This is a genomic window from Stenotrophomonas sp. JAI102, from assembly GCF_013409105.1.
GTDB classification, from domain to species: domain Bacteria; phylum Pseudomonadota; class Gammaproteobacteria; order Xanthomonadales; family Xanthomonadaceae; genus Stenotrophomonas; species Stenotrophomonas maltophilia_AA.
The window spans coordinates 1,525,401-1,544,193 of record NZ_JACCCI010000001.1 but is presented as its reverse complement, the minus strand read 5'-3'; the positions used below and the strand labels follow the sequence as shown (position 1 = coordinate 1,544,193).

General features: G+C 68.1%; 18 protein-coding genes. 8 read left to right on the top strand and 10 right to left on the bottom strand.

The annotated features are described in order from the left end of the window. Positions 1-54: 54 nt before the first annotated feature. From HDC96_RS07230 to HDC96_RS07210, 5 genes are all read right to left on the bottom strand, one after another. Positions 55-834 (bottom strand): hypothetical protein, encoded by a 780-nt coding sequence (locus HDC96_RS07230; protein ID WP_179459335.1) that lies wholly within the window; start codon positions 832-834, stop codon positions 55-57. A 103-nt stretch (positions 835-937) separates the two neighbouring features. Then, positions 938-2,149: an OprO/OprP family phosphate-selective porin gene (locus tag HDC96_RS07225; RefSeq protein WP_179459334.1), complete on the bottom strand. Its 1,212-nt coding sequence runs from the start codon at positions 2,147-2,149 to the stop codon at positions 938-940. A 179-nt stretch (positions 2,150-2,328) separates the two neighbouring features. Continuing rightward, positions 2,329-3,003, bottom strand: coding sequence for an endonuclease III (gene nth / locus HDC96_RS07220; RefSeq protein ID WP_179459333.1), 675 nt, complete (start codon positions 3,001-3,003; stop codon positions 2,329-2,331). Next, on the bottom strand, positions 3,003-3,365 hold the full coding sequence (locus HDC96_RS07215; RefSeq protein WP_179459332.1) for a hypothetical protein: 363 nt from the start codon (positions 3,363-3,365) through the stop codon (positions 3,003-3,005). The genes nth and HDC96_RS07215 overlap by 1 nt, the downstream gene beginning before the upstream one ends. A 3-nt stretch (positions 3,366-3,368) precedes the next feature. Next, on the bottom strand, positions 3,369-4,151 hold the full coding sequence (locus HDC96_RS07210; protein WP_179459331.1) for an enoyl-CoA hydratase-related protein: 783 nt from the start codon (positions 4,149-4,151) through the stop codon (positions 3,369-3,371). A 167-nt stretch (positions 4,152-4,318) separates the two neighbouring features. Between HDC96_RS07210 and HDC96_RS07205 the strand changes: the two genes are divergently transcribed. The 3 genes from HDC96_RS07205 to HDC96_RS07195 all read left to right on the top strand — a co-directional run bounded on the left by HDC96_RS07205 (position 4,319) and on the right by HDC96_RS07195 (position 6,798). Continuing rightward, on the top strand, positions 4,319-5,020 hold the full coding sequence (locus tag HDC96_RS07205) for an FKBP-type peptidyl-prolyl cis-trans isomerase (protein WP_176989918.1): 702 nt from the start codon (positions 4,319-4,321) through the stop codon (positions 5,018-5,020). Positions 5,021-5,107: 87 nt separating this feature from the next. Further along, on the top strand, positions 5,108-5,911 hold the full coding sequence (locus HDC96_RS07200) for a CoA pyrophosphatase (RefSeq protein WP_179459330.1): 804 nt from the start codon (positions 5,108-5,110) through the stop codon (positions 5,909-5,911). Continuing rightward, entirely contained in the window at positions 5,908-6,798 is an 891-nt protein-coding gene (locus tag HDC96_RS07195) for a sulfurtransferase (protein ID WP_179459329.1), read from the top strand. The genes HDC96_RS07200 and HDC96_RS07195 overlap by 4 nt, the downstream gene beginning before the upstream one ends. Positions 6,799-6,801: 3 nt before the next feature. Here the strand turns inward: HDC96_RS07195 and HDC96_RS07190 are convergent, their stop codons facing one another. Further along, positions 6,802-7,371 (bottom strand): N-acetylmuramoyl-L-alanine amidase, encoded by a 570-nt coding sequence (locus HDC96_RS07190; RefSeq protein ID WP_179459328.1) that lies wholly within the window; start codon positions 7,369-7,371, stop codon positions 6,802-6,804. Positions 7,372-7,428: 57 nt separating this feature from the next. Here HDC96_RS07190 and HDC96_RS07185 point away from each other — a divergent pair, with 57 nt between their 5' ends. From HDC96_RS07185 to HDC96_RS07175, 3 genes are all read left to right on the top strand, one after another. Beyond that, positions 7,429-7,956, top strand: coding sequence for a hypothetical protein (locus HDC96_RS07185; protein WP_179459327.1), 528 nt, complete (start codon positions 7,429-7,431; stop codon positions 7,954-7,956). Between the two features lie 107 nt (positions 7,957-8,063). Then, positions 8,064-10,208: a bifunctional 23S rRNA (guanine(2069)-N(7))-methyltransferase RlmK/23S rRNA (guanine(2445)-N(2))-methyltransferase RlmL gene (gene rlmKL / locus HDC96_RS07180; RefSeq protein ID WP_123729701.1), complete on the top strand. Its 2,145-nt coding sequence runs from the start codon at positions 8,064-8,066 to the stop codon at positions 10,206-10,208. A gap of 15 nt (positions 10,209-10,223) precedes the next feature. Continuing rightward, on the top strand, positions 10,224-10,760 hold the full coding sequence (locus HDC96_RS07175; RefSeq protein ID WP_179459326.1) for a GNAT family N-acetyltransferase: 537 nt from the start codon (positions 10,224-10,226) through the stop codon (positions 10,758-10,760). A 95-nt stretch (positions 10,761-10,855) separates the two neighbouring features. On the opposite strand, the gene HDC96_RS07170 is transcribed toward HDC96_RS07175, so the two are convergent. From HDC96_RS07170 to HDC96_RS07160, 3 genes are read right to left on the bottom strand one after another with little or no spacing between them, the layout of a single operon-like run. Continuing rightward, positions 10,856-11,191: a DUF3325 domain-containing protein gene (locus HDC96_RS07170; protein WP_179459325.1), complete on the bottom strand. Its 336-nt coding sequence runs from the start codon at positions 11,189-11,191 to the stop codon at positions 10,856-10,858. Next, positions 11,188-12,804, bottom strand: coding sequence for a PepSY-associated TM helix domain-containing protein (locus tag HDC96_RS07165; protein WP_179459324.1), 1,617 nt, complete (start codon positions 12,802-12,804; stop codon positions 11,188-11,190). The genes HDC96_RS07170 and HDC96_RS07165 overlap by 4 nt, the downstream gene beginning before the upstream one ends. Next, on the bottom strand, positions 12,801-13,160 hold the full coding sequence (locus tag HDC96_RS07160) for a DUF3649 domain-containing protein (protein ID WP_257018606.1): 360 nt from the start codon (positions 13,158-13,160) through the stop codon (positions 12,801-12,803). The genes HDC96_RS07165 and HDC96_RS07160 overlap by 4 nt, the downstream gene beginning before the upstream one ends. 548 nt (positions 13,161-13,708) lie before the next feature. On the opposite strand from HDC96_RS07160, the gene HDC96_RS07155 reads away from it, so the two are divergent. Next, a complete protein-coding gene (locus HDC96_RS07155) occupies positions 13,709-16,096 on the top strand; it encodes a TonB-dependent receptor (RefSeq protein ID WP_179459323.1) in 2,388 nt (795 codons plus the stop codon). Beyond that, positions 16,096-17,391: an aminotransferase class V-fold PLP-dependent enzyme gene (locus HDC96_RS07150; RefSeq protein WP_179459322.1), complete on the top strand. Its 1,296-nt coding sequence runs from the start codon at positions 16,096-16,098 to the stop codon at positions 17,389-17,391. The genes HDC96_RS07155 and HDC96_RS07150 overlap by 1 nt, the downstream gene beginning before the upstream one ends. Positions 17,392-17,454: 63 nt before the next feature. Here the strand turns inward: HDC96_RS07150 and HDC96_RS07145 are convergent, their stop codons facing one another. After that, positions 17,455-18,747 (bottom strand): DUF445 family protein, encoded by a 1,293-nt coding sequence (locus tag HDC96_RS07145; protein WP_179459321.1) that lies wholly within the window; start codon positions 18,745-18,747, stop codon positions 17,455-17,457. Positions 18,748-18,793 lie beyond the last annotated feature (46 nt).

Sequence of the window (18,793 nt, the reverse complement as noted above, 5' to 3'; positions counted from 1 at the left end):
ACAGCGCAGCGACTGTCATATGACCACCTCGTGACACGCCTTCCGGGCGGGGTGTCACAACGGCTGCAGGACCTTCGGGACCGCGTAGCGGTGGCCGTCGAAGCGCAGCACATGGCGCTCGCCTTCCACCGGCGTGTCCTGGTCGCGGCAGGTGTCGCCGTCCATCCAGCTGTGCGTGGTGACCCGGCGTTCGCGCAGGACGAGGTCGGCCAGGCCGTGCCTGCCTTGCGGGCCGACCGCGACGGTGCGCGTCACGTCGGTGGATTCACCGGCGCAGCGGGTGTCCCACTCGGCCTGGAAACGACGCAGCACCATCGGTGGGCCGAGCGTGCGCAGCGTGTCTGCCTGCACCGCCAGCAGTTGCAATTGTTCTTCGCTGAACGGATTGGGCCCGGAGCCATTGCGCCGCTGCACGCGCAGGCCGAACGCGAGGGTGTCCGGCGCGAGCTGGTAGCGCGCGGTATCCAGGTGCATGCCGTCGAAGAAAATCGCATCGCTGTCGAGTGCACCGGGCAGCACCGTCCATGCGCGCGTGGCGAGGGTGTCGGAATCGATCACCAGCACCTCCACGTCGCCATCGCGGGAGTCGTTGTCGCCACCGTCGCGCCAGACCGGCGTGGCCAGCAGGGTCAGCTCGGGGCGCGCCGGCCAGCGCCGGCAGACGCTGGCGGCCGTGTCACGGGTGTAGCCGGGGCGATCGGGCAGTGCGTCGTCCGCCCGCACCACGTACGCCTCCTCCGCGGCGGCCTGGGCGTCGTGGCAGTCCTGCGCGTGGGCGGGCAGGGCGGCGGCACTGCACGCGACGGCCAGCAACAGCGGGAGTGCGGTACGCATCGGGGTCCATCCATGGGCAAAGGGCGCCCAGCATACCCGCGCACGGGCACGAAAAAAGGCGCAGCCGAAGCTGCGCCTTTGTGTCACACGCGTGTTGCAGGGCTTACCAGAAGAACTGCAGGCGCGCTTCCAGGATGTTCGGATCGTCATTCACGAACGTACGGGCGGTGGAGCTGTACTTCTTGCTGTCCACCATCACGTAGTTCAGGGCGAACTTGGTGTTGGAGCGCCAGTAGTAGTTCACGCCCACGGTCCAGATGTCCATCTTGCCGCCGAGCACGCCATCGACGATCGGCGGGCGACCGGCCACCGGATTCGCCGACAGGTTGCCGTCGTTGAGGTCCATGTGGTCGTAACGCGCGCCCAGTTGCCACATGCCGCGGCCCGGCTCGTCCGGCAGGCCGGTGGTCGGGGTGCCGCCCTTGTAGCCCCAGGTTTCGCCGGTGATGTTCCACAGGCCGCTGACGTAGTAGCCGTCGCTGCTGTAGTTGTCGCGGGTGTAACGCTTGGCCTTGCTGGTGTAGTACTCGGCCTGGGCCTTGAACGGGCCGCCGATGTACATCGCTTCGGCGCCGATCGTGCTGACCCGGTCGGTGTCGACCAGGTTGCCGCTGTCGACCAGGCGCGCGGTGGCCAGGTCGGCGTTCGGACGGGCGCGCACGCGCAGGGTGTCCGCATCGGTGTCGTAGTCGACGTAGCTCAGGCCGAAGTGCAGGACCTGGCCCTTGTCATTGATCGGGGCCCAGGTACCACGCGCGCCGTAGCCGCTGCCGTGGGCCAGGTTGCGGGTCAGTTCGCGGCCGAAGGCGCTGGCGGTGACCGACCAGTTCGCATCGCCGATGCTGTATGCCGCGCCGAGGCGGCGGGCCACGGCATAGGTATTGGTGACCGTGGCCTTGGAGATGAAGTCGTTGTTCTTGGTGCTGGACAGTTCTTCCAGGCTGTTGGGCTGCTTGAACTGGCCGAACTGCACGAAGTGGTTGGCGTTGCCGGCCAGCTTGTACTTCAGGTTGGTGTCCAGGAACTTGTCGGCCTTGGCGTCGTAGCCCACCACCCATTCCACGTTGCCCGGGCCCTTGCCCTTGAGCACCAGCTCGGCGCGGCGCAGCTCGAACTCGCTGTTCTTGCCGTTGCCGGCGTCGCCGCCATTGAGGTCGGTCACATCGTTGTCGAACCAGTTGCCGTCGGCCTGGACCAGGCCCTCGAACGTGATTTCCGAACCGCCGATCACATCGATGGCCACTTCAGCGTGAGCGGCCGGAACGAACAGCGCAGCCACCACGGCCGCAGTAAGAAGTTGGCGATGCAGTTTCATGGAAGGAGCCTTGCAGGCAGGTGGGAAGATGCTGCGCAGGCTAATTAGTGAAGATTGCGTAAATGTGACAGTTTCAGACAAACCGTCATCTGCCGTATCCCAAGCGGCGTCAGGGGCTGCCATTTATGCCCGGCGGAGATGACCGCCGGGTTGCGTCCACATGGCAATCGCGCCCCCGTTCAGGCGGCGGTCTTCTCCTTGAACCGGCACAGGTCGCGGATCACGCATTGCGGGCAGTCCGGCTTGCGTGCCTTGCACACGTAGCGGCCGTGCAGGATCAGCCAGTGATGCGCATCGAGCAGGAACTCGGCGGGGATCACCTTGACCAGCAGGTCCTCCACCGCGCGCACGTCCTTGCCCGGCGCCAGGCCGGTCCGGTTGGAGACGCGGAAGATGTGCGTGTCGACCGCCATCACCGGTTCACCGAACGCGGTGTTGAGCACCACGTTGGCGGTCTTGCGGCCAACGCCGGGTAATGCTTCGAGCGCGGCGCGATCGCGCGGCACCTCGCCGCCGTGCTGGTTGACCAGCATCGCGCAGGCGGCGATCACGTTCTTTGCCTTGGCGTTGTACAGGCCGATGGTGGCGATGTACTTCTTCAAGCCCTCCTCACCGAGGTCGAGGATCGCCTGCGGCGTGTTGGCAACAGGAAACAGCTTGCGCGTGGCCTTGTTGACGCCGACGTCGGTGGCCTGCGCCGACAGCGTCACCGCCACCAGCAGCTCGAAGGGTGAGCTGTACTCCAGTTCGGTCCTGGGGTGCGGGTTGAGCTCGCGCAGGCGGGTGAACATCTCGATCACATCGGCTTTGGGCATACGCGCGCTGCGTGCGGCGGTCTTCTTCATCGTGGCCATCAGGGAAAACGCCCGGCGGCCTTCGCCTTGGCGCGCGCGAGAATCGCGGCGGCGGCCGAGGGCAGGGCGGGTTTCTGGATGTCGGGTGTGGGAGGCGGCGCGCGGCGCGCCTCCCGTTCGGCGGCGCGGCGGGCGAGCCGCTGCGCGCGTTGGCGGTAGCGTTCGCGTGCAGCCCAGGCGCGCTGCAGCTGCTGCTGTGCGTGCTGGAGGCGCTGTGGCAGATCGGGATGGTCGGCCAGCAGGTGCTCGTCGCCCGGCTGCGGGATGTAGTCCATCAGGCCGGCGGCGAGCGCGGCGTCCCACTGATCGTCACGCACGAGGGCCAGCAGCTGCGCCGGCGAAGCGGTATCGGGAGGCGACATGGCTCAGCGGTTCTGGAACACCGGCGGGCGGCGCGCGAGGAAGGCGCTGGTGCCTTCGCGCATGTCCTCGGTGGCGAACATCAGGCCGAACTGCGCGCTCTCGTATTCCAGGCCTTCGCCCAGCGCGCACTCGCCGCCGATGTGGATGGCATCCAGGATGCCGCGCAGCGCCAGCGGCGCGGCCGAGGCCAGTTGCGACGCCAGTGCGTGGACGCGGGCATCCAGATCGGCGGCCGGGACGACCTCGTTGACGATCCCCAACTGCGCGGCGCGGGCGGCGGTGATCGGGGCGCCGAGCAGGCACAGCTCCAGCGCGGCGGCGCGGCCACACAGACGCAGCAGGCGCTGGCTGCCACCGAAGCCGGGGATCAGCCCCAGGTTGATCTCCGGCTGGCCGAGTTTCGCGGTCTCGGCGGCCACCCGCAGGTGGCAGGCCATGGCCAGCTCCAGCCCGCCCCCCAGCGCGAATCCATTGATTTTGCCGATGACCGGCTTGGGCATCCGCTCGATGCGCCGCATCAAGCCCTGGCCCAGGAGCGAGAAATCACGACCCTGAACCGCGCTCAGGCTGTTCATTTCGGCGATGTCGGCCCCGGCGACGAACGCCTTGGGACCGGCGCCGGTCAGCACCACCACCCGCACCTGCGGATCGGCGGCCGCCGCGGCGAAGGCGGCATCCAGGGCTTCCAGTGTGGCCCGGTCGAGGGCGTTGAGCTTGTCCGGGCGGTTGACCGTCACGGTGCGTACGGCACCCTCGTCCATAATCGCGATAGAAGCGTCGGCCACGGCAGGACTCCTGAAAACGTTAAAAAATAGTGATGTTGAACTCTTGAAACGAAGTCAGGTCAGAGCCTCCGTCGTTAGTGGCGGTTCAACGTTGCGGCGGCTATCCTAACCCGTCGCCTCAGGGCGGCCCAACGCGTCCTGAGTTACCACCCCTGGAGAAAAGTTTGATGAAGTTGCGTTCTATCGCGGTCGCCGTCGCGGCCCTGGCCCTGACGGGCAATGCCTTCGCCCAGGACACCTCGTCCGAAAAGGGCAAGCTGAGCTATTACTTCGGTTACGACTACGGTAACAACCTGGCTGAACTCACCGCACGCGGCGAGCAGCTGGACATCAACTCGGTGGTGAAGGGCCTGCAGGATGCCTACGCCAAGAAGCAGCCGTCGATCACGGCCGAGCAGTTGAAGCCCGCCGTCGAAGCCTTCCAGAAGCGTGAGCAGGGTCGTGCGCAGGCCGCCAAGGCCGAGTACGACAAGGCTGCCGCCGAGAACAAGACCAAGAGCACCCAGTTCCTGGCCGCCAACAAGGCCAAGGCCGGCGTGCAGTCGCTTCCGAGCGGCGTGCAGTACCGCGTGATCGAAGCAGGCAAGGGTGCCAAGCCGACCCAGGCCAGCACCGTGCAGCTGGAAGTGGCCGGTCCGTATCCGTTCGGCACCCGTCCGGCCGAAGCGCGCCCGGCCCAGCAGATCCCGGGCATCAAGGTCAGCGAAGTCGAAATGAAGGCCATGCGTGAAGCGCTGCTGCAGATGCCGGCCGGCTCCAAGTGGGAAGTGACGCTGCCGCCGGAGCAGGCCTATGGCGCCGATCCGCGCACGCCGTTCCCGCCGAACGTTGCGGTGCAGTTCGAAATCAAGCTCGTCAGCGTCAAGTAATTTCTGCAACACCAAGAACGCGCCGGTGGAAACACCGGCGCGTTTTTCGTTTCCGTGCATTCGCGCTACTGTTGAGCGGTCCAATCGATGGAAGAATCCCCGCATGCCGCGCCCACTCCCTGCATCGGAATCTGCGCACTGGATCGCGCCGGTATCTGCACGGGCTGCCTGCGCACCGTGGATGAGATCACCCGCTGGCGAACCATGAGCCGACCCGAACAGCATCACGTCATGCAGCACACGCTGCCCCTGCGCGAACAACTGCGTCAATCGCTGCGCGGTTCGCTGGCCGAGCACGAACGCCTGCTGCGCGCGCTGCATCCGCTGGACCAGCCGCCGCAGGGCGATGGCTGGAACCGCAGCGAACTCATCGATCTTCTGCCGCCCGGCCCGCCGGTCGAGGCGGCCGTGCTGGCGGGCATCATTCCGCGCGAGGGTGGCGCCCAGGTGCTGCTGACCCGGCGTACCGACACGCTGCGCCACCATGGGGGGCAGGTCGGCTTCCCCGGCGGCCGCATGGAGTCGGACGACCGTGACGCCGTGGCCGCCGCGATCCGCGAGAGCGACGAGGAAATCGCGCTCAAGCACGACCAGGTGCAGGTGCTCGGGTATCTCGATCCGTTCGTGACCATCACCGGCTATCGGGTCATGCCGGTGGTGGCGGTGATCGATCCCGCGTTCGTGGCCGTACCCGAACCGGGGGAGGTCGCGGAAGTCTTCGAAGTGCCGCTGTCCTACCTGATGGATCCGGCCAACCTGCACCACGTCGAGATCGACCACCGCGGGCGCATCCGCCACGTGCTCGAATACGGCTGGCCCGGGCAGCGGATCTGGGGCGCGACCGCCGCCATTCTCTACAACCTGCGTCGCCGCCTGGAGCAGTCCGCATGACCACGCCACTGATCGATGTCACCGCCCTCGCAACAGCCCTGGAGGAGGGCGCCACGCGCCTGATGGATGCACGGGCGACGGCCAGTGCCGCACCGCCGCTGAAGGTGGTGGATGCGCGGTTCTCGCTCGCTGACCCGCAGTCCGGCGCGCAGCTGTATGCACAGGGGCATCTGCCCGGTGCGCTGTACGCCGATCTCAACCGGGATCTGTCCGATCTTGGCCGCACCGGCCATGGCCGGCACCCGCTGCCGGACAGCGATGCATTCGCTGCGCGCCTGGGCGAGTGGGGCATCGGGCCGCAGACCCGGGTCGTGGTCTACGACGCCGGCGACGGCAGCATGGCCGCCGCGCGCCTGTGGTGGCTGCTGCGGCTGATCGGACATGCGCACGTGCAGGTGCTCGATGGTGGCTTCGCCGCTTGGCAGGCGGCTGGCCTGCCGGTGACTGCCGAGCTGCCGCAGGTGTCCCCGTTGCCGCCGTACCCCGGTCGTTTCGACCGCAGCCGGATCGCCTCGGTGGAGGAGGTGCAGGCGCGACTGAAGCACGCACCGGGCTGGCTGATCGATGCGCGGGCCGGTGAACGCTTCCGTGGTGAAGTGGAACCGTTGGATCCGGTCGCCGGCCACGTGCCCGGCGCGGTGAATCGTCCTTTCGCGTTGAACGTGCATGACGGGCGGTTGCGCCCTGCGGACGACCTGCGTGCAGCGCTGCAGCCGCTGATCGGCACCCACGCACCGGAGCAGGTAGTGTTGATGTGCGGCTCCGGCGTCACCGCCTGCCACCTGCTGCTGGCGATGGACGTCGCGGGCCTGGAAGGTGCGCGGATCTATGCGGATTCGTGGAGCGGCTGGGTCAGCGACCCTTCGCGTCCTGTCGCCACCGGCTGACCATCACCCACGCAGTTCCTGCAACGGCACTGCCGCCAGCACGCGCGGCCACGGGAACAACGGACCGGGATCGCGCTTGCGCGGCACGCGCCGCTCCGGATCATCGCTGGCCACTTCCTCGCGCGTATCCAGCCATTCATGGCCGGCGATATGTGTCAGCGACGGCAGCGTCCCGCACAGATGCTGCAGCAGATCGATCAGGGCCGCGATCTGCACATCGGGGTAGGGCTCGTCCATCGCCTGGTGGCGGGAATCCCACCAGTGCGGGTAACGCCCGGTGTTGACCAGCTCGATGCCGATCGAGCGCGGATTGAAGCCGCTGACCTGATGCGCGACGCGGTCCAGCGTCACGTACTGGACGATGCGCCCGTCGCGGTCGATGTAGTAGTGGCCGCTGTTGCCGGTGCCGCTCTCATACAGCACGCGTTCGCCGTAGGCGCGTGCCATCGCCAGGTCGGGCAGTTCGGTGCAGTGGATGACCACCAGATCGATCTCGTCGTGCGTGCGCGGCAGCAGCCTGTCCTGGTAGGGCAGGGGCTGTGCTTCGATGGCGGGCGGGGCGCGGTCGGGCATGCGGCGATGCTAGCATTTGGGCATGAACGCTCCTATCGATTCCTACGCGGTACGCGCATGAGCCGCGGCCACTGCATCCTCTCCCACGGCTTTGAAAGCGGCCCCGACGCGATCAAGGTGACCGCCCTGGCGGACGTGGCCGAACGCCTGGGCTGGACCCACGAGCGCCCCGACTACACCGACCTGGACGCCCAGCGCGAGGTCAGCAGCCTGGGCGACGTGCGCGCCCGCCTGCAGCGCCTGGTCACCGTCGCCGCCGCCCGTGCCGCCGAGGGCCCGGTGGTGCTGGCCGGCTCCAGCCTGGGGTCCTACATTTCGGCCATCGCCTCGCTGCAGGTACCGGTCCGTGGCCTGTTCCTGATGGTGCCGCCGACCCGGATGGGGCCGATGCCAGCCCTGGACGCGGCCCGCGTGCCGACCAGCGTGGTGCATGCCTGGCACGACGAGCTGATCCCGCCGGGCGAGGTGATCGCCTGGGCCCAGGCCCGTTCGGCGCGGCTGCTGATGGTGGATGACGGGCACCGGCTGACCGACCACGTCGAGGCCTCGAGCCGGGCGTTCGAGGAACTGCTGGCTTCGCTGTAACCGGGCGATCCCGCCCACGTCACGTACAATGGCCACCCGGGCTCCGTGCCCGGCTGCTTGCCGTGCCCGTGGGCACCCCCTCTCCGCTGACCTGCGATACCGATTCCGTGAAATTCTTTGTTTCCTGCGCCAAGGGCCTGGAGTATCTGCTCGCCGACGAACTGTTGGCGCTCGGCCTGGACAAGGCCACCGCCACCATTTCCGGCGTCAACGCCGAGGGCGAGCTGGCGCAGGCACAGCGCGTGGTGCTGTGGTCTCGCCTGGCCAGCCGGGTGCTGTGGCCGCTGGCCGAGTTCGAGTGCCCGGACGAGGGCTCGCTCTACCAGGGCGTGTCGGCGATGGCGTGGGAGCAGCACATCAGCCCCGAGCTGACCCTGTCGGTGGACGCACACGTGTCCGGTACCGAGATCACCCACGCGCGCTTCGCCGCGCAGCGGGTCAAGGATGGCGTGGTCGACAGCCTGCGCGCGCAGGGCCTGGAACGGCCGTCGGTGAACGTGGAGTTCCCGGACGTGCGCATCAACCTGTCGCTGCGCAAGGGCCGGGCCACGATCTCGATCGATCTGGGCGGCGGCCCGATGCATCGCCGCGGCTGGCGCATGGCGCAGAACGAGGCGCCGCTGAAGGAAAACCTGGCCGCTGCCGTGCTGCTGCGCGCCAACTGGCCGAAGATCCACAGTGAAGGCGGTGGCCTGCTCGACCCGATGTGCGGCAGCGGCACGCTGCTGATCGAAGGCGCGCTGATGGCCGCCGACGTCGCCCCGGGCCTGCAGCGCCACGGCAGCATTCCGCCGAGCCGCTGGCTGGGCTTTGACCGCGAGAGCTGGAACACCCTGATGGCCGAAGCGCGCACGCGCGAAGAAGCCGGCCGTGGCGCGCTCAAGCAGGTCATCCACGGCAGCGACATCGACCCGCATGCGATCCGCGCGGCCAAGGAAAACGCCGAGACCGCCGGCGTCTCGCACGCGATCTGGTTCGGCGTGCGCGACGTGGCCGATGTCCAGGTGCCGCTGCAGGAAACCGGCTGCGTGGTCTGCAACCCGCCCTACGACGAGCGCCTGGCCGCCGACGCCCTGCTGTACCGCCGCCTCGGCGACGCGCTCAAGCGCGCGGTGCCGCAGTGGCGTGCCAGCCTGCTGTGCGGCAGCGCCGACCTGGCCTTCGCCACCGGCCTGCGCGCCAACAAGAAGTACCAGTTGTTCAACGGCGCCATCGAGTGCGCGCTGATCGTCTGCGACCCGATCGCGGTGCCGCAGCGCGAGAACACCGGCCAGCCGCGCGAGCTCAGCGAAGGCGCGCAGATGGTGGCCAACCGCCTGCGCAAGAACATCAAGAAGTTCAAGACGTGGCGGACGCGCGAGAGCATCACCTGCTACCGCGTCTACGATGCCGATCTGCCCGAGTACGCGGCCGCCATCGACGTGTATGAAGAAGATGGCGGTGCCCGCCGTACCTTCCTGCATGTGCAGGAATACGCGGCCCCGGCGACCATCCCGGATGTCGATGTGCGTCGTCGTCGCAACGAGCTGCTCTCGGCCGCGCGCGAGGTCTTCCAGGTGCCGGCCGAGCAGGTCGCGCTGAAGTCGCGCGAGCGGGGCAAGGGCGGCAGCAAGTACGGTCGTTTCGAGCAGCGCGGCGAGTTCGTGCTGGTGCGCGAGAACGATGCCCTGCTGCGCGTGAACCTGTTCGACTATCTGGATACCGGCCTGTTCCTGGACCATCGCCCGCTGCGCTGGCACATGGCGCAGGAAGCCCAGGGCAAGCGTTTCCTCAACCTGTTCTGCTACACCGGCGTCGCCTCGGTGCAGGCCGCCGTGGCAGGTGCCGCGACCACCACCAGCGTGGATCTGTCCGGTACCTACCTGCAGTGGTGCGCCGACAACCTGGCCTTGAACGGCAAGGGCGGCAGCCAGCACCAGTTGATCCAGGCCGATGCCTTGGCGTGGCTGGAGGCGGAGCGCCACCGCTTCGACGTGATCTTCTGCGATCCGCCGACGTTCTCCAACTCGGCCCGCGCCGATGATTTCGACATCCAGCGCGAACACGTGCGCCTGCTGCGCGCGGCCGTGGCGCGCCTGAGCCCGGAAGGCGTGCTGTATTTCTCCAACAACTTCCGCCGCTTCAAGCTGGACGACGAAGCGATCAAGGAATTCGCGGAGTGCAAGGAGATTTCGCCCGAGACCATCGGTGCCGACTTCGAACGCAACCCGCGCATCCACCGCGCGTGGGAACTGCGCCGCTACGGCGCCTGACGGGAAGGGGCTGACATGGACGACAGCCACCTCCACGCCGACGGGCTGCTGCTGCGGCCGTTCGAGGATGCCGACGCCGCCGCGTTCGCAGCGGCGGTGCGTGAATCGGCCGAGGGTATGCGGCGCTGGATGCCGTGGAGCTCGGTCGACTACAGCGTCGAGCAGGCGCTGCAGTGGTTCCAGGTCTGCCGGGACGGCTGGGCGGCAGGCACGGCCTGCGAGTACGGGGTATTCGACCGTGACACCGCCGCCTTCGTCGGCGGCGCGGGACTCAACAAGATCCAGAACGACCCCCGGTTCTGCAACCTGGGCTACTGGGTCCGGCAGGCGTGTCGCGGCCAGGGCGTCGCGCCCCGCGTCGTGCAGGCGCTGGCCGTCCAGGCATTCGGGCCGCTGGGCCTGCATCGGGTGGAGATCGTCGTGGCCGTGGGCAACCTCGCCAGCGAACGCGTGGCGGTGAAGTCCGGCGCCCTGCGCGAGGGCGTGGCGCGCAACCGACTGGTCATCGACGAACGTCCTGTCGCCGCGCACATGTTCTCACTGGTGCCCTGAGCGGCGATCGCGATGCGGCGACGCACCCGAGAGTGCGGCGGGCGCACCGCAGGAATCGATCCGAAGGTAGCGCCACGCCATGCGTGGCTGCTCCCTCAGCGCGCGATGAGCGCCACCGCCAGCCCCACCACCGGCAACGCCCATGCCAGCGGCGCGATCCAGCGCGGGCGGTACGGATACAGCCCGAACGCGATCAGCACCCCGCTGATCGTCAGCGCGCCCAGCCACAGCACCGGGCCGATCGCCCAGCCGTGGTCCAGCACGCACAGTGCGAATGCGACGGTCAGCAGCGCCCAGCCCACCCATCGCCACACCCGCATGCGCGATGGGCTGGCGCCGGCTTTGCCGTGCAGGTCCAGCTGGTGCTTGTCCATGGCCAACGACAACGCCGTGAATGCCGAGAAGGTCAGCGTGATCGCGAGCAGCATCATGCCGTCGCCCCCGCAGCAGCGGCCTGCTGACGACGCTTCTTCTCGGCCGCGCTCAGCGGGGGCTGCCAGCGCTGCATGCGATGGCCGCAGTAGGCCAGCATGGCGCCGAAGGCGAGCATGCTCAGGTCGAACCCGGCCAGCACCCAGTCACCGGTGCGCAGGGTGACGCCCAGATGCGCATGCGTGGTAAATGCGTTGACCACCGGAATCAGGGCGAACAGCACGCCACCCAGATACAGCTGCCAGGTCCACATCATCCGCTTCGGCCAGACGAAGCCGGCCAGCAAGGCAGCGGCCCAGGCATAGAAGAAGGCATTGACCTCGGCATCGGAACGCTCGGCCATGTGTACGGGCAGCAGCCGGTTGGCCAGGAAGTAGGTCGCGAACGCGATCGGCAGGCCGGCCACCGCGCCGATGTTGAGCGCGTCGACCAGGCGCAGGCCGAAGCCGGTCCTGCCGGACTTGGCGTGCTTGGGCCGCTCCTTGACCGCCCACAGGACCACGCCGCTGGCGACCATCAGGCAGCCGATCAGCCCGGACAGGAAGAACAGGGCGCGCAGGCCCCAATCCGCGAAGCGGGCCAGGTGCAGGCCGTACATCACGCCGCGGGTCTGGGTCGCGCCGCCCGAGGCCGGGCTGGCCTCGATCAACTGGCCGGTGATGGCATTGAAACGCAGCGACGGCGTATCCACCGACAGGCGCTTTCCATCGCGCTGGGTGATGTCCACGATCGCGTTGGCCGCGCCCGGGTGGTACAGGGTGAAGCCGGCCACGTCCGCGCCCTTCCATTCGGCGCGGGCGCTGTCCAGCAGCTGCTGGATCGGCAGCGGCGTGGCGCGTCCCTCGGCGGGGGTCTCGATCTCGGCCAGGCGCGCGAAGGCCTCGCTGAAGAACGCCTCCTCATCCTTGGGGTAGGCCACGCTCACGCCCCACGGCAGGTACATGAACATCAAGGTGACGATGCCGGTGTAGGTGATCATCGCGTGGTACGGCAGGGCCATCACCGCGCTGACGTTGTGGAAATCCAGCCACGAACGCAGGCCCTTTTCCGGACGGAAGGTGAAGAAGTCCTTGAAGATTTTCTTGTGCGTGATCACGCCGGTGATGATCGCCACCAGCATGAACATCGCGCAGAACCCCACCAGGTAACGCGCCCAGTACACCGGGATGTAGTGCAGGTCGAAATGCAGGCGGTAGAAGAAGTCGCCACCGCGGGTCTCGCGCGCGGCGATCTCCTCGCCGGTGTTCGGATCGACGGTGGCATCGCCGAAGCGGCCACCGCCGCGCCGGCGGCGCTCGCCTTCCACCGGTGGCTTGACCATCGATTCGGGGTTGCGCCAGAACATGCGCATCGCCGGGTTGCGCGGGTCGGGCAGGGTGACGTTCCAGCTCTCGGCCTGCGGGGCCTTGTGCTGCAGGAAGGTCAGCGCACGTTCGGCGGCCACGTCGGCGGTGACGTTGCTGCGCGGCAGCTCCGGGCGCATCCAGCGGCTGATCTCTTCGCGGTAATAGCTGGCGGTGCCGGCCATGAAAATCAGCAGCAGCAGCCAGCCGACCAGCAGGCCGGTCCAGGTGTGCAGCCAGGCCATCGACTGGCGGAATCCATTCTTCATGCGGCCCCCTGCAGCAGGCGGGTGCCCACCCAGAACAGCACGGTCGGAACCAGGATGCCAACCCAGGCGCGCAGGGCGGTGCGGGTGGCGAACGCCCACAACGCCGCGCAGGCGCACAGCACGATCGCCACCAGCATGCCGGTCAGCACGGCCTGGCCACGCGCGATCGGCAGGGCGACGGCGAAGAACATCGAGCAGGTGGCGGCCAGTGCGTAGCCGCCGAAGATCGCGGCGAGCGAGCGTGACAACACACCCAGCCAGGGGCGGGTGAAGAAAGAACCAAGACGGTTGAACCTGGCGCTGGCGTTCGGCGTGCTGTCCACGGAAACCTGCTGATCGATCGGGGAAACGGGCATCACCGGCCGCAGCCGGTGATGAATGATAGTGGCCATCCGTGGCCGTGTTCACTGCGCGTCGCAGTGGTCCCTTGGAGCCAGTGTCAGAGCTTCCAGCGCAGGTTCAACATCACGTTCCGTAGGCAGCCACACGCGCAGTCGCCAACAACGATGATCTGGACGACGGAGAGGCGGGCGAACAGGACATGGCAATTCCAGTGTGAGAATCGGCAGCGTCCGCGCACAGCGACGCTGCCAAAGGCAGAAGGCAGTGCGAGGAACCACGGGTCATGCGAGGTACACGGGACCGTTGCGCGGCAAAGCGCAGGGCCTCGGTGCGTCAATGGGCCAGGCGCACAGTCGAGTGGTGAATGATAGGCATTATCATTTAGTTAGACAAGTATCAGGGCGTGTCGGGACCGGGTAAACGCCCTGCGCTGGGGTACGTCCGGTGGGCGATAAGACCGTCGCCTGTGTGTCACGGCCGGGCAATATCGCGTCAACAGACTGTGAGGATGTCGTGACACGCCGTCACGGCATCCCCCCTCTGTTCGTTCGCGGAGTCGTCAGTGAATCGTTGTGCCCTTGCTGTTGCGGTGCTGTCCGTCCTTACTTTCGCCACGGCCGCCGATGCGCGCGCCGAGGCCGCCCCGGCAGGGAATGCCGCGGCCCCCGCCACCCTGGACACGATGATCGTCACCGGCACGCGCGGCAGCAACCGCACGCAGTTCGACACACTGGCCCCGGTGGACGTGTTCTCGCAGGAAGAGATCCAGGCGATCGAATCGTCCGACCTCAACGATGTGCTGGCGCAGCTGGTGCCGTCGTTCGTGGTGCAACGCATGCCGATGAACGATGGCCTGGTGTTCGTGCGGCCGGCCACGCTGCGTGGCCTCTCGCCGGACCAGACCCTGGTGCTGGTCAACGGCCGGCGCTTCCACCGCTCTGCGCTGCTCGGTGCACGCGGTGCGCAGGGCCCGGACCTGGCCCAGATTCCGGTGCATGCGATCCAGCGCATCGAAGTGCTGCGCGACGGTGCGTCGGCGCAGTACGGCTCGGATGCCATCGCCGGCGTGATCAACATCATCCTGGATGACCGCGTCGGGGGTGAGCTGTCGCTGGGACTCTCCGAATACAGCGAGGGCGATGGCACGGGCCGCAAGATCGGCGGCCGCCACGGCTTCGCATTGGGCGACAAAGGCAGCCTGTCGCTGTTCGCCGATTGGGACAAGTCCGATGCCACCTCGCGCAGCCGCCAGCGCGCCGATGCGATCGCCTTCCAGAACGCGCATCCGGATCTGGTCGTGCCCGATCCGGTGCAGCGCTGGGGCCAGCCGGACCTGGAAAACCGGCATTTCGGCTTCAACCTCACCCTGGCCTTGAACGACAGCGTCGACCTTTACGGCTTCGGTCTGTACGGGCACAGCGAGGGTGTCAGCGATTTCAACTGGCGCAATCCCGATGGCACCGCCTCGGTCTACAACCGCAGCCGCGTGTTCCCCGGCTGGGATGCACGCAGCGTGTACCCGATCGGCTTCAGCCCGAAGTACGGCAGCGAGCAGGACGATCTGCAGGGCGTGCTCGGTCTGCGGGGCTACTGGGGCGAGCGCTGGCGCTGGGATGTAAGCGGCTCCTACGGGCGCAACCGCATCGACTACACGCTGGGCAATTCGATCAACGCCTCGCTCGGCCCCGACAGTCCCACCTCGTTCTACCTTGGGCGCCTCTCGCAGGAAGAGAAGAACCTCAACGCGGATATCGTGTATTCGCTGCCGGTCAGCGCGTTGTCCGCGCCGATCAACATCGCCTTCGGCGCGGAGACGCGCGAGGAAACCTACGGCGTGGATGCCGGTGATCCGGCGTCGTACGCGATCGGCCCGGGTGCGGTGACCGGCCTGGCCGGTGGGGCCAATGGTGCGCCGGGTTTCAGCGCGGCCAATGCCGGGCGCTGGAGCCAGCGCAGCCGCGCGGCCTACATCGATGTCGAAGCGCCGTTGACGGCACGCTGGACGGTCGGCGCGGCGACCCGCTACGAGCACTTCTCCGCGTTCGGTGAAAGCGTGGACGGCAAGCTCTCCAGCCGCTTCGAGTTCACCCCGGACCTGGCAGTGCGCGGCTCGGTCTCCACCGGCTTCCGTGCGCCGACCCCGGGCCAGCTCTACACCCAGAGCACCCAGCAGGGCCTGGATACCGTGACCCTGCAGGTGTTCACCACCGGCCGCCTGTCGCCCAGCGATCCGCTCGCGATCCAGCTCGGTGCCCAGCCGCTCAAGCCGGAGCAGTCGCGCACCGCCTCACTCGGCCTGACCTGGAAGAACGACCTGGGCTTCTCCGGCTCGGTGGACCTGTACGACATCAAGGTCACCGACCGCTTCAGCCAGTCGGCCTCGTTCGCGGTGCCGGCCGGCGTGCCCAACCCGCTGGCGTACACCTCGGTGAGCTTCTACACCAACGATTTCGACACCACCACGCGCGGTGTCGATGTGGTCGCCAGCCACACCACGGCACTCGGCGCGGGGCGCCTGAGCACCACGCTGGGCTACAACTACAACCAGACCCAGGTGGACAGCGGTGCCACCGGCGTGGCCACCAATGAAAGCCAGCGCCGCATCTTCGAAGAGCGCCTGCCACGGCAGAAGGCCACGCTCAGCAGCACCTACGCGTGGGGACGCTTCAGCGTGCTCGGCAAGCTGCGATACTACGGGGCATGGACAGACTCTTCGGGCAATGCCACCGGCGACATCTTCCAGCGCTTCGGGGCGATGAGCTTCGTCGATCTGGCGGTCAGCTGGAACGTCACCGAGCAGCAGACGCTGCGGATCGGCGCGGACAACCTGTTCGACCGCTACCCGGACGAGGCCAGCTTCCAGGCCAGCCGCGGCCTGGTCTATTCGCGGAACGCGCCGTATGACACCGACGGCCGCAACCTCTACGCCGAATATCGGATCCGTTACTGATGGACCGGCAACGACGCTCTCTGCTGCGTGGCGCACTGGCCCTGCCGGTCGCCACGGTACTTTCCGGCACGACCGCCATGGGTGCTGAACCGATGGCGCTGCCGGCAGTGGGCACGCGTACGCCCACAGAGCTTGCCGCCGACGAAACCTGGTGGGCCCAGGTCCGCGCGCTGTACGACCTCACCGACGAGATCGTGATGCTGGACAACGGCTACTGGGGCGCGATGGCGCGCCCGGTGCTGCAGGCCTACCAGCAGGCCACTGCCACGGTGAATGCCGGCAACGCCTGGTTCGGGCGGCTGGCGTTCCCGCCGCTGTTCGAGCAGGCCCGCGTGCGCCTGGCGCAGGTGCTGGGTGTGGAGACCGAGGAGATCGTGCTCACCCGTGGCGCCACCGAGGCGATGCAGGTGCTGATCGGCAGCTACCGCGGGCTGTCACCGGGCGATGCGGTGATGTACGCGGACACCGACTACGACAGCATGATCAGCGCGATGCAATGGCTGCAGGCGCGGCGCGGCGTGCAGCCGGTGGCGATCACGCTGCCCGAGCCGTTCGACCATGACAGCATCGTGGAGACCTACCGCCGCGCGCTGGCCGCCAACCCGCGCGTGCGCCTGCTCCTGCTGACCCACGTCAACCATCGCAACGGGATGCTGCTGCCAGTGGCCGAGATCGCTGCGCTGGCCCGGGCGGCCGGCGTGGAGGTGGTGCTCGATGCGGCGCATGGCATCGGCCAGGTGGATACGCCGCTGCGCGCGCTGGGCGTGGATTTCATCGGGATCAACCTGCACAAGTGGATCGGCGCGCCGGTCGGTGTCGGCGCGGTGTATGTCCGCCGCGGACGGGTGCGCGATCTGGATCCGTACATGGGCGAGCAGGACCACGACGACATCCGCACCCGCGTGCACACCGGTACGGTCAACTTCGCGGCGTACATGGCACTGCCGGTCGCACTGGACCTGCACGAGCGCATCGGCGTGGCCAACAAGCGGGCGCGCCTGCTGCGCCTGCGCACTCAGTGGATGGACGGATTGCGCGGCGACGCGCGCATCCAGCTGCTGGGCTCGGACGACCCGCGGTTGTCCAGTGCGATCACCTCGTTCCGGCTGCGCGGGCAGACCACGATGCGCGACAACACCGCCACCTCGCAGCGGATGGTGAAGCAGTCCGGCGTGTTCGTGGTGCCGCGCGAGGGGTTGGCCTCCGGCGCCTGCCTGCGGGTGACGCCGGGCATCTTCAGCACGCCGGCGCAGATGGACACGCTGGTGGCGGCGGTACGCGCGGTCGCGGGCTGATCACACCGGCGGCGCTGGCGACGTCCTCGCCAGCGTCCGGCGGCGGGCTCGACGCGGGTCGGGCTACCAGTGGAACCACACCGTCAGCGCGTGCAGGATCACGCCGATCAGGCCCCCCACCAGGGTGCCGTTGAAGCGGATGAACTGCAGGTCGCGGCCGACGCTTAGTTCCAGCTGCTCGACCAGGTGGCGTTCGTCCCAGCTCTTGACCGTCTGTGCGATGTGCTCGGTCACGCCGCTGCGCAGCCGGGTGGTCAGGCGCTCGGCACCGTCCATCAGGTGCTGGTTGAGCGCCTCGCGCAGCGACGGGTCGGCCTGCAGCGCCTCACCCACGGAGGCCAGGCTGCGGCGCAGATGGCCGGCGAGCGCGGAGTCCTCGCTGGCCAGGTCGGCACGCAGGCTGGCGTGGATGCGCGCCCACAGGCCCTGCACGTACTCCTGCACGGCCGGGTGGTCGATCACCTGCTGCTTGAGCTGCTCGACCTTCTCGGCCAGGGCCGGGTCTTCGCGCAGCCGCTGGATGTAGTCGCTCAGCCAGGTTTCGTAATCGCGGCGCAGCGGATGCTCGGGCTGGGCCAGGATCTGCTGCAGTTCTTCCAGCACCGCGTGCGCCAGGCGCTCGGCCAGGGTGTCGCCGATCTCGTCGATCGGTTTGACCCAGTTGACCGTGCTGGCGAGCTTGGGCCACTCGCGCTGGATGTAGCCCACGATCAGGGTGGAGGCCCGGTCTTTGACCTTCTCGTTGCCCAGCCATTCGCTGATCCGGGTCAGGCCTTCATCCAGCACGCGCTGGTGACGGTTGTCGGCGGTCAACAGGCCGAGCAGTTCACCGGCGGTGGCGGCTGCGTTCCACTGTCGCAGCTGCTGGATCACGAAGCCCTGGATGCTGCGCCGGACCGCGGCCTCATCGAGGAAATCCAGCGCCTGCAGCGCCCAGCCGCGCGCCATGTCGGCCAGCATGCGGGCGCGTGCGGGCTCGGCGAGCCAGCTGCCGAGACGGCTGGCCGGGTCGAACACCTGCAGCCTCGCCAGCAGCGCCTGCGGTTCCAGGAACTGGTCGCGCACGAACAGCGCCAGGCTGTCGGCAATGCGGTCCTTGCTGCGCGGGATGATGGCGGTGTGCGGGATCGGCAGGCCGAGCGGGCGACGGAACAGCGCGACCACCGCGAACCAGTCGGCCAGCGCGCCGACCGCGGCGGCTTCGCAGAAGGCCGAGACCCAGGCCCAGATGCCGCGTTCGCCGTGCCAGTGACTGACCGCGAATCCGGCCAGCATCGCCACCAGCATGGCCAAGGCGATCAGTTTGAGGCGGCGCAGCTGGGCGCGGCGCGGGTCGGGCGGGGAGATCGGCGTCATCCAGGCAGTTTAACGACCCCGGCATGAGCAACAGGTAGTGCCGGCC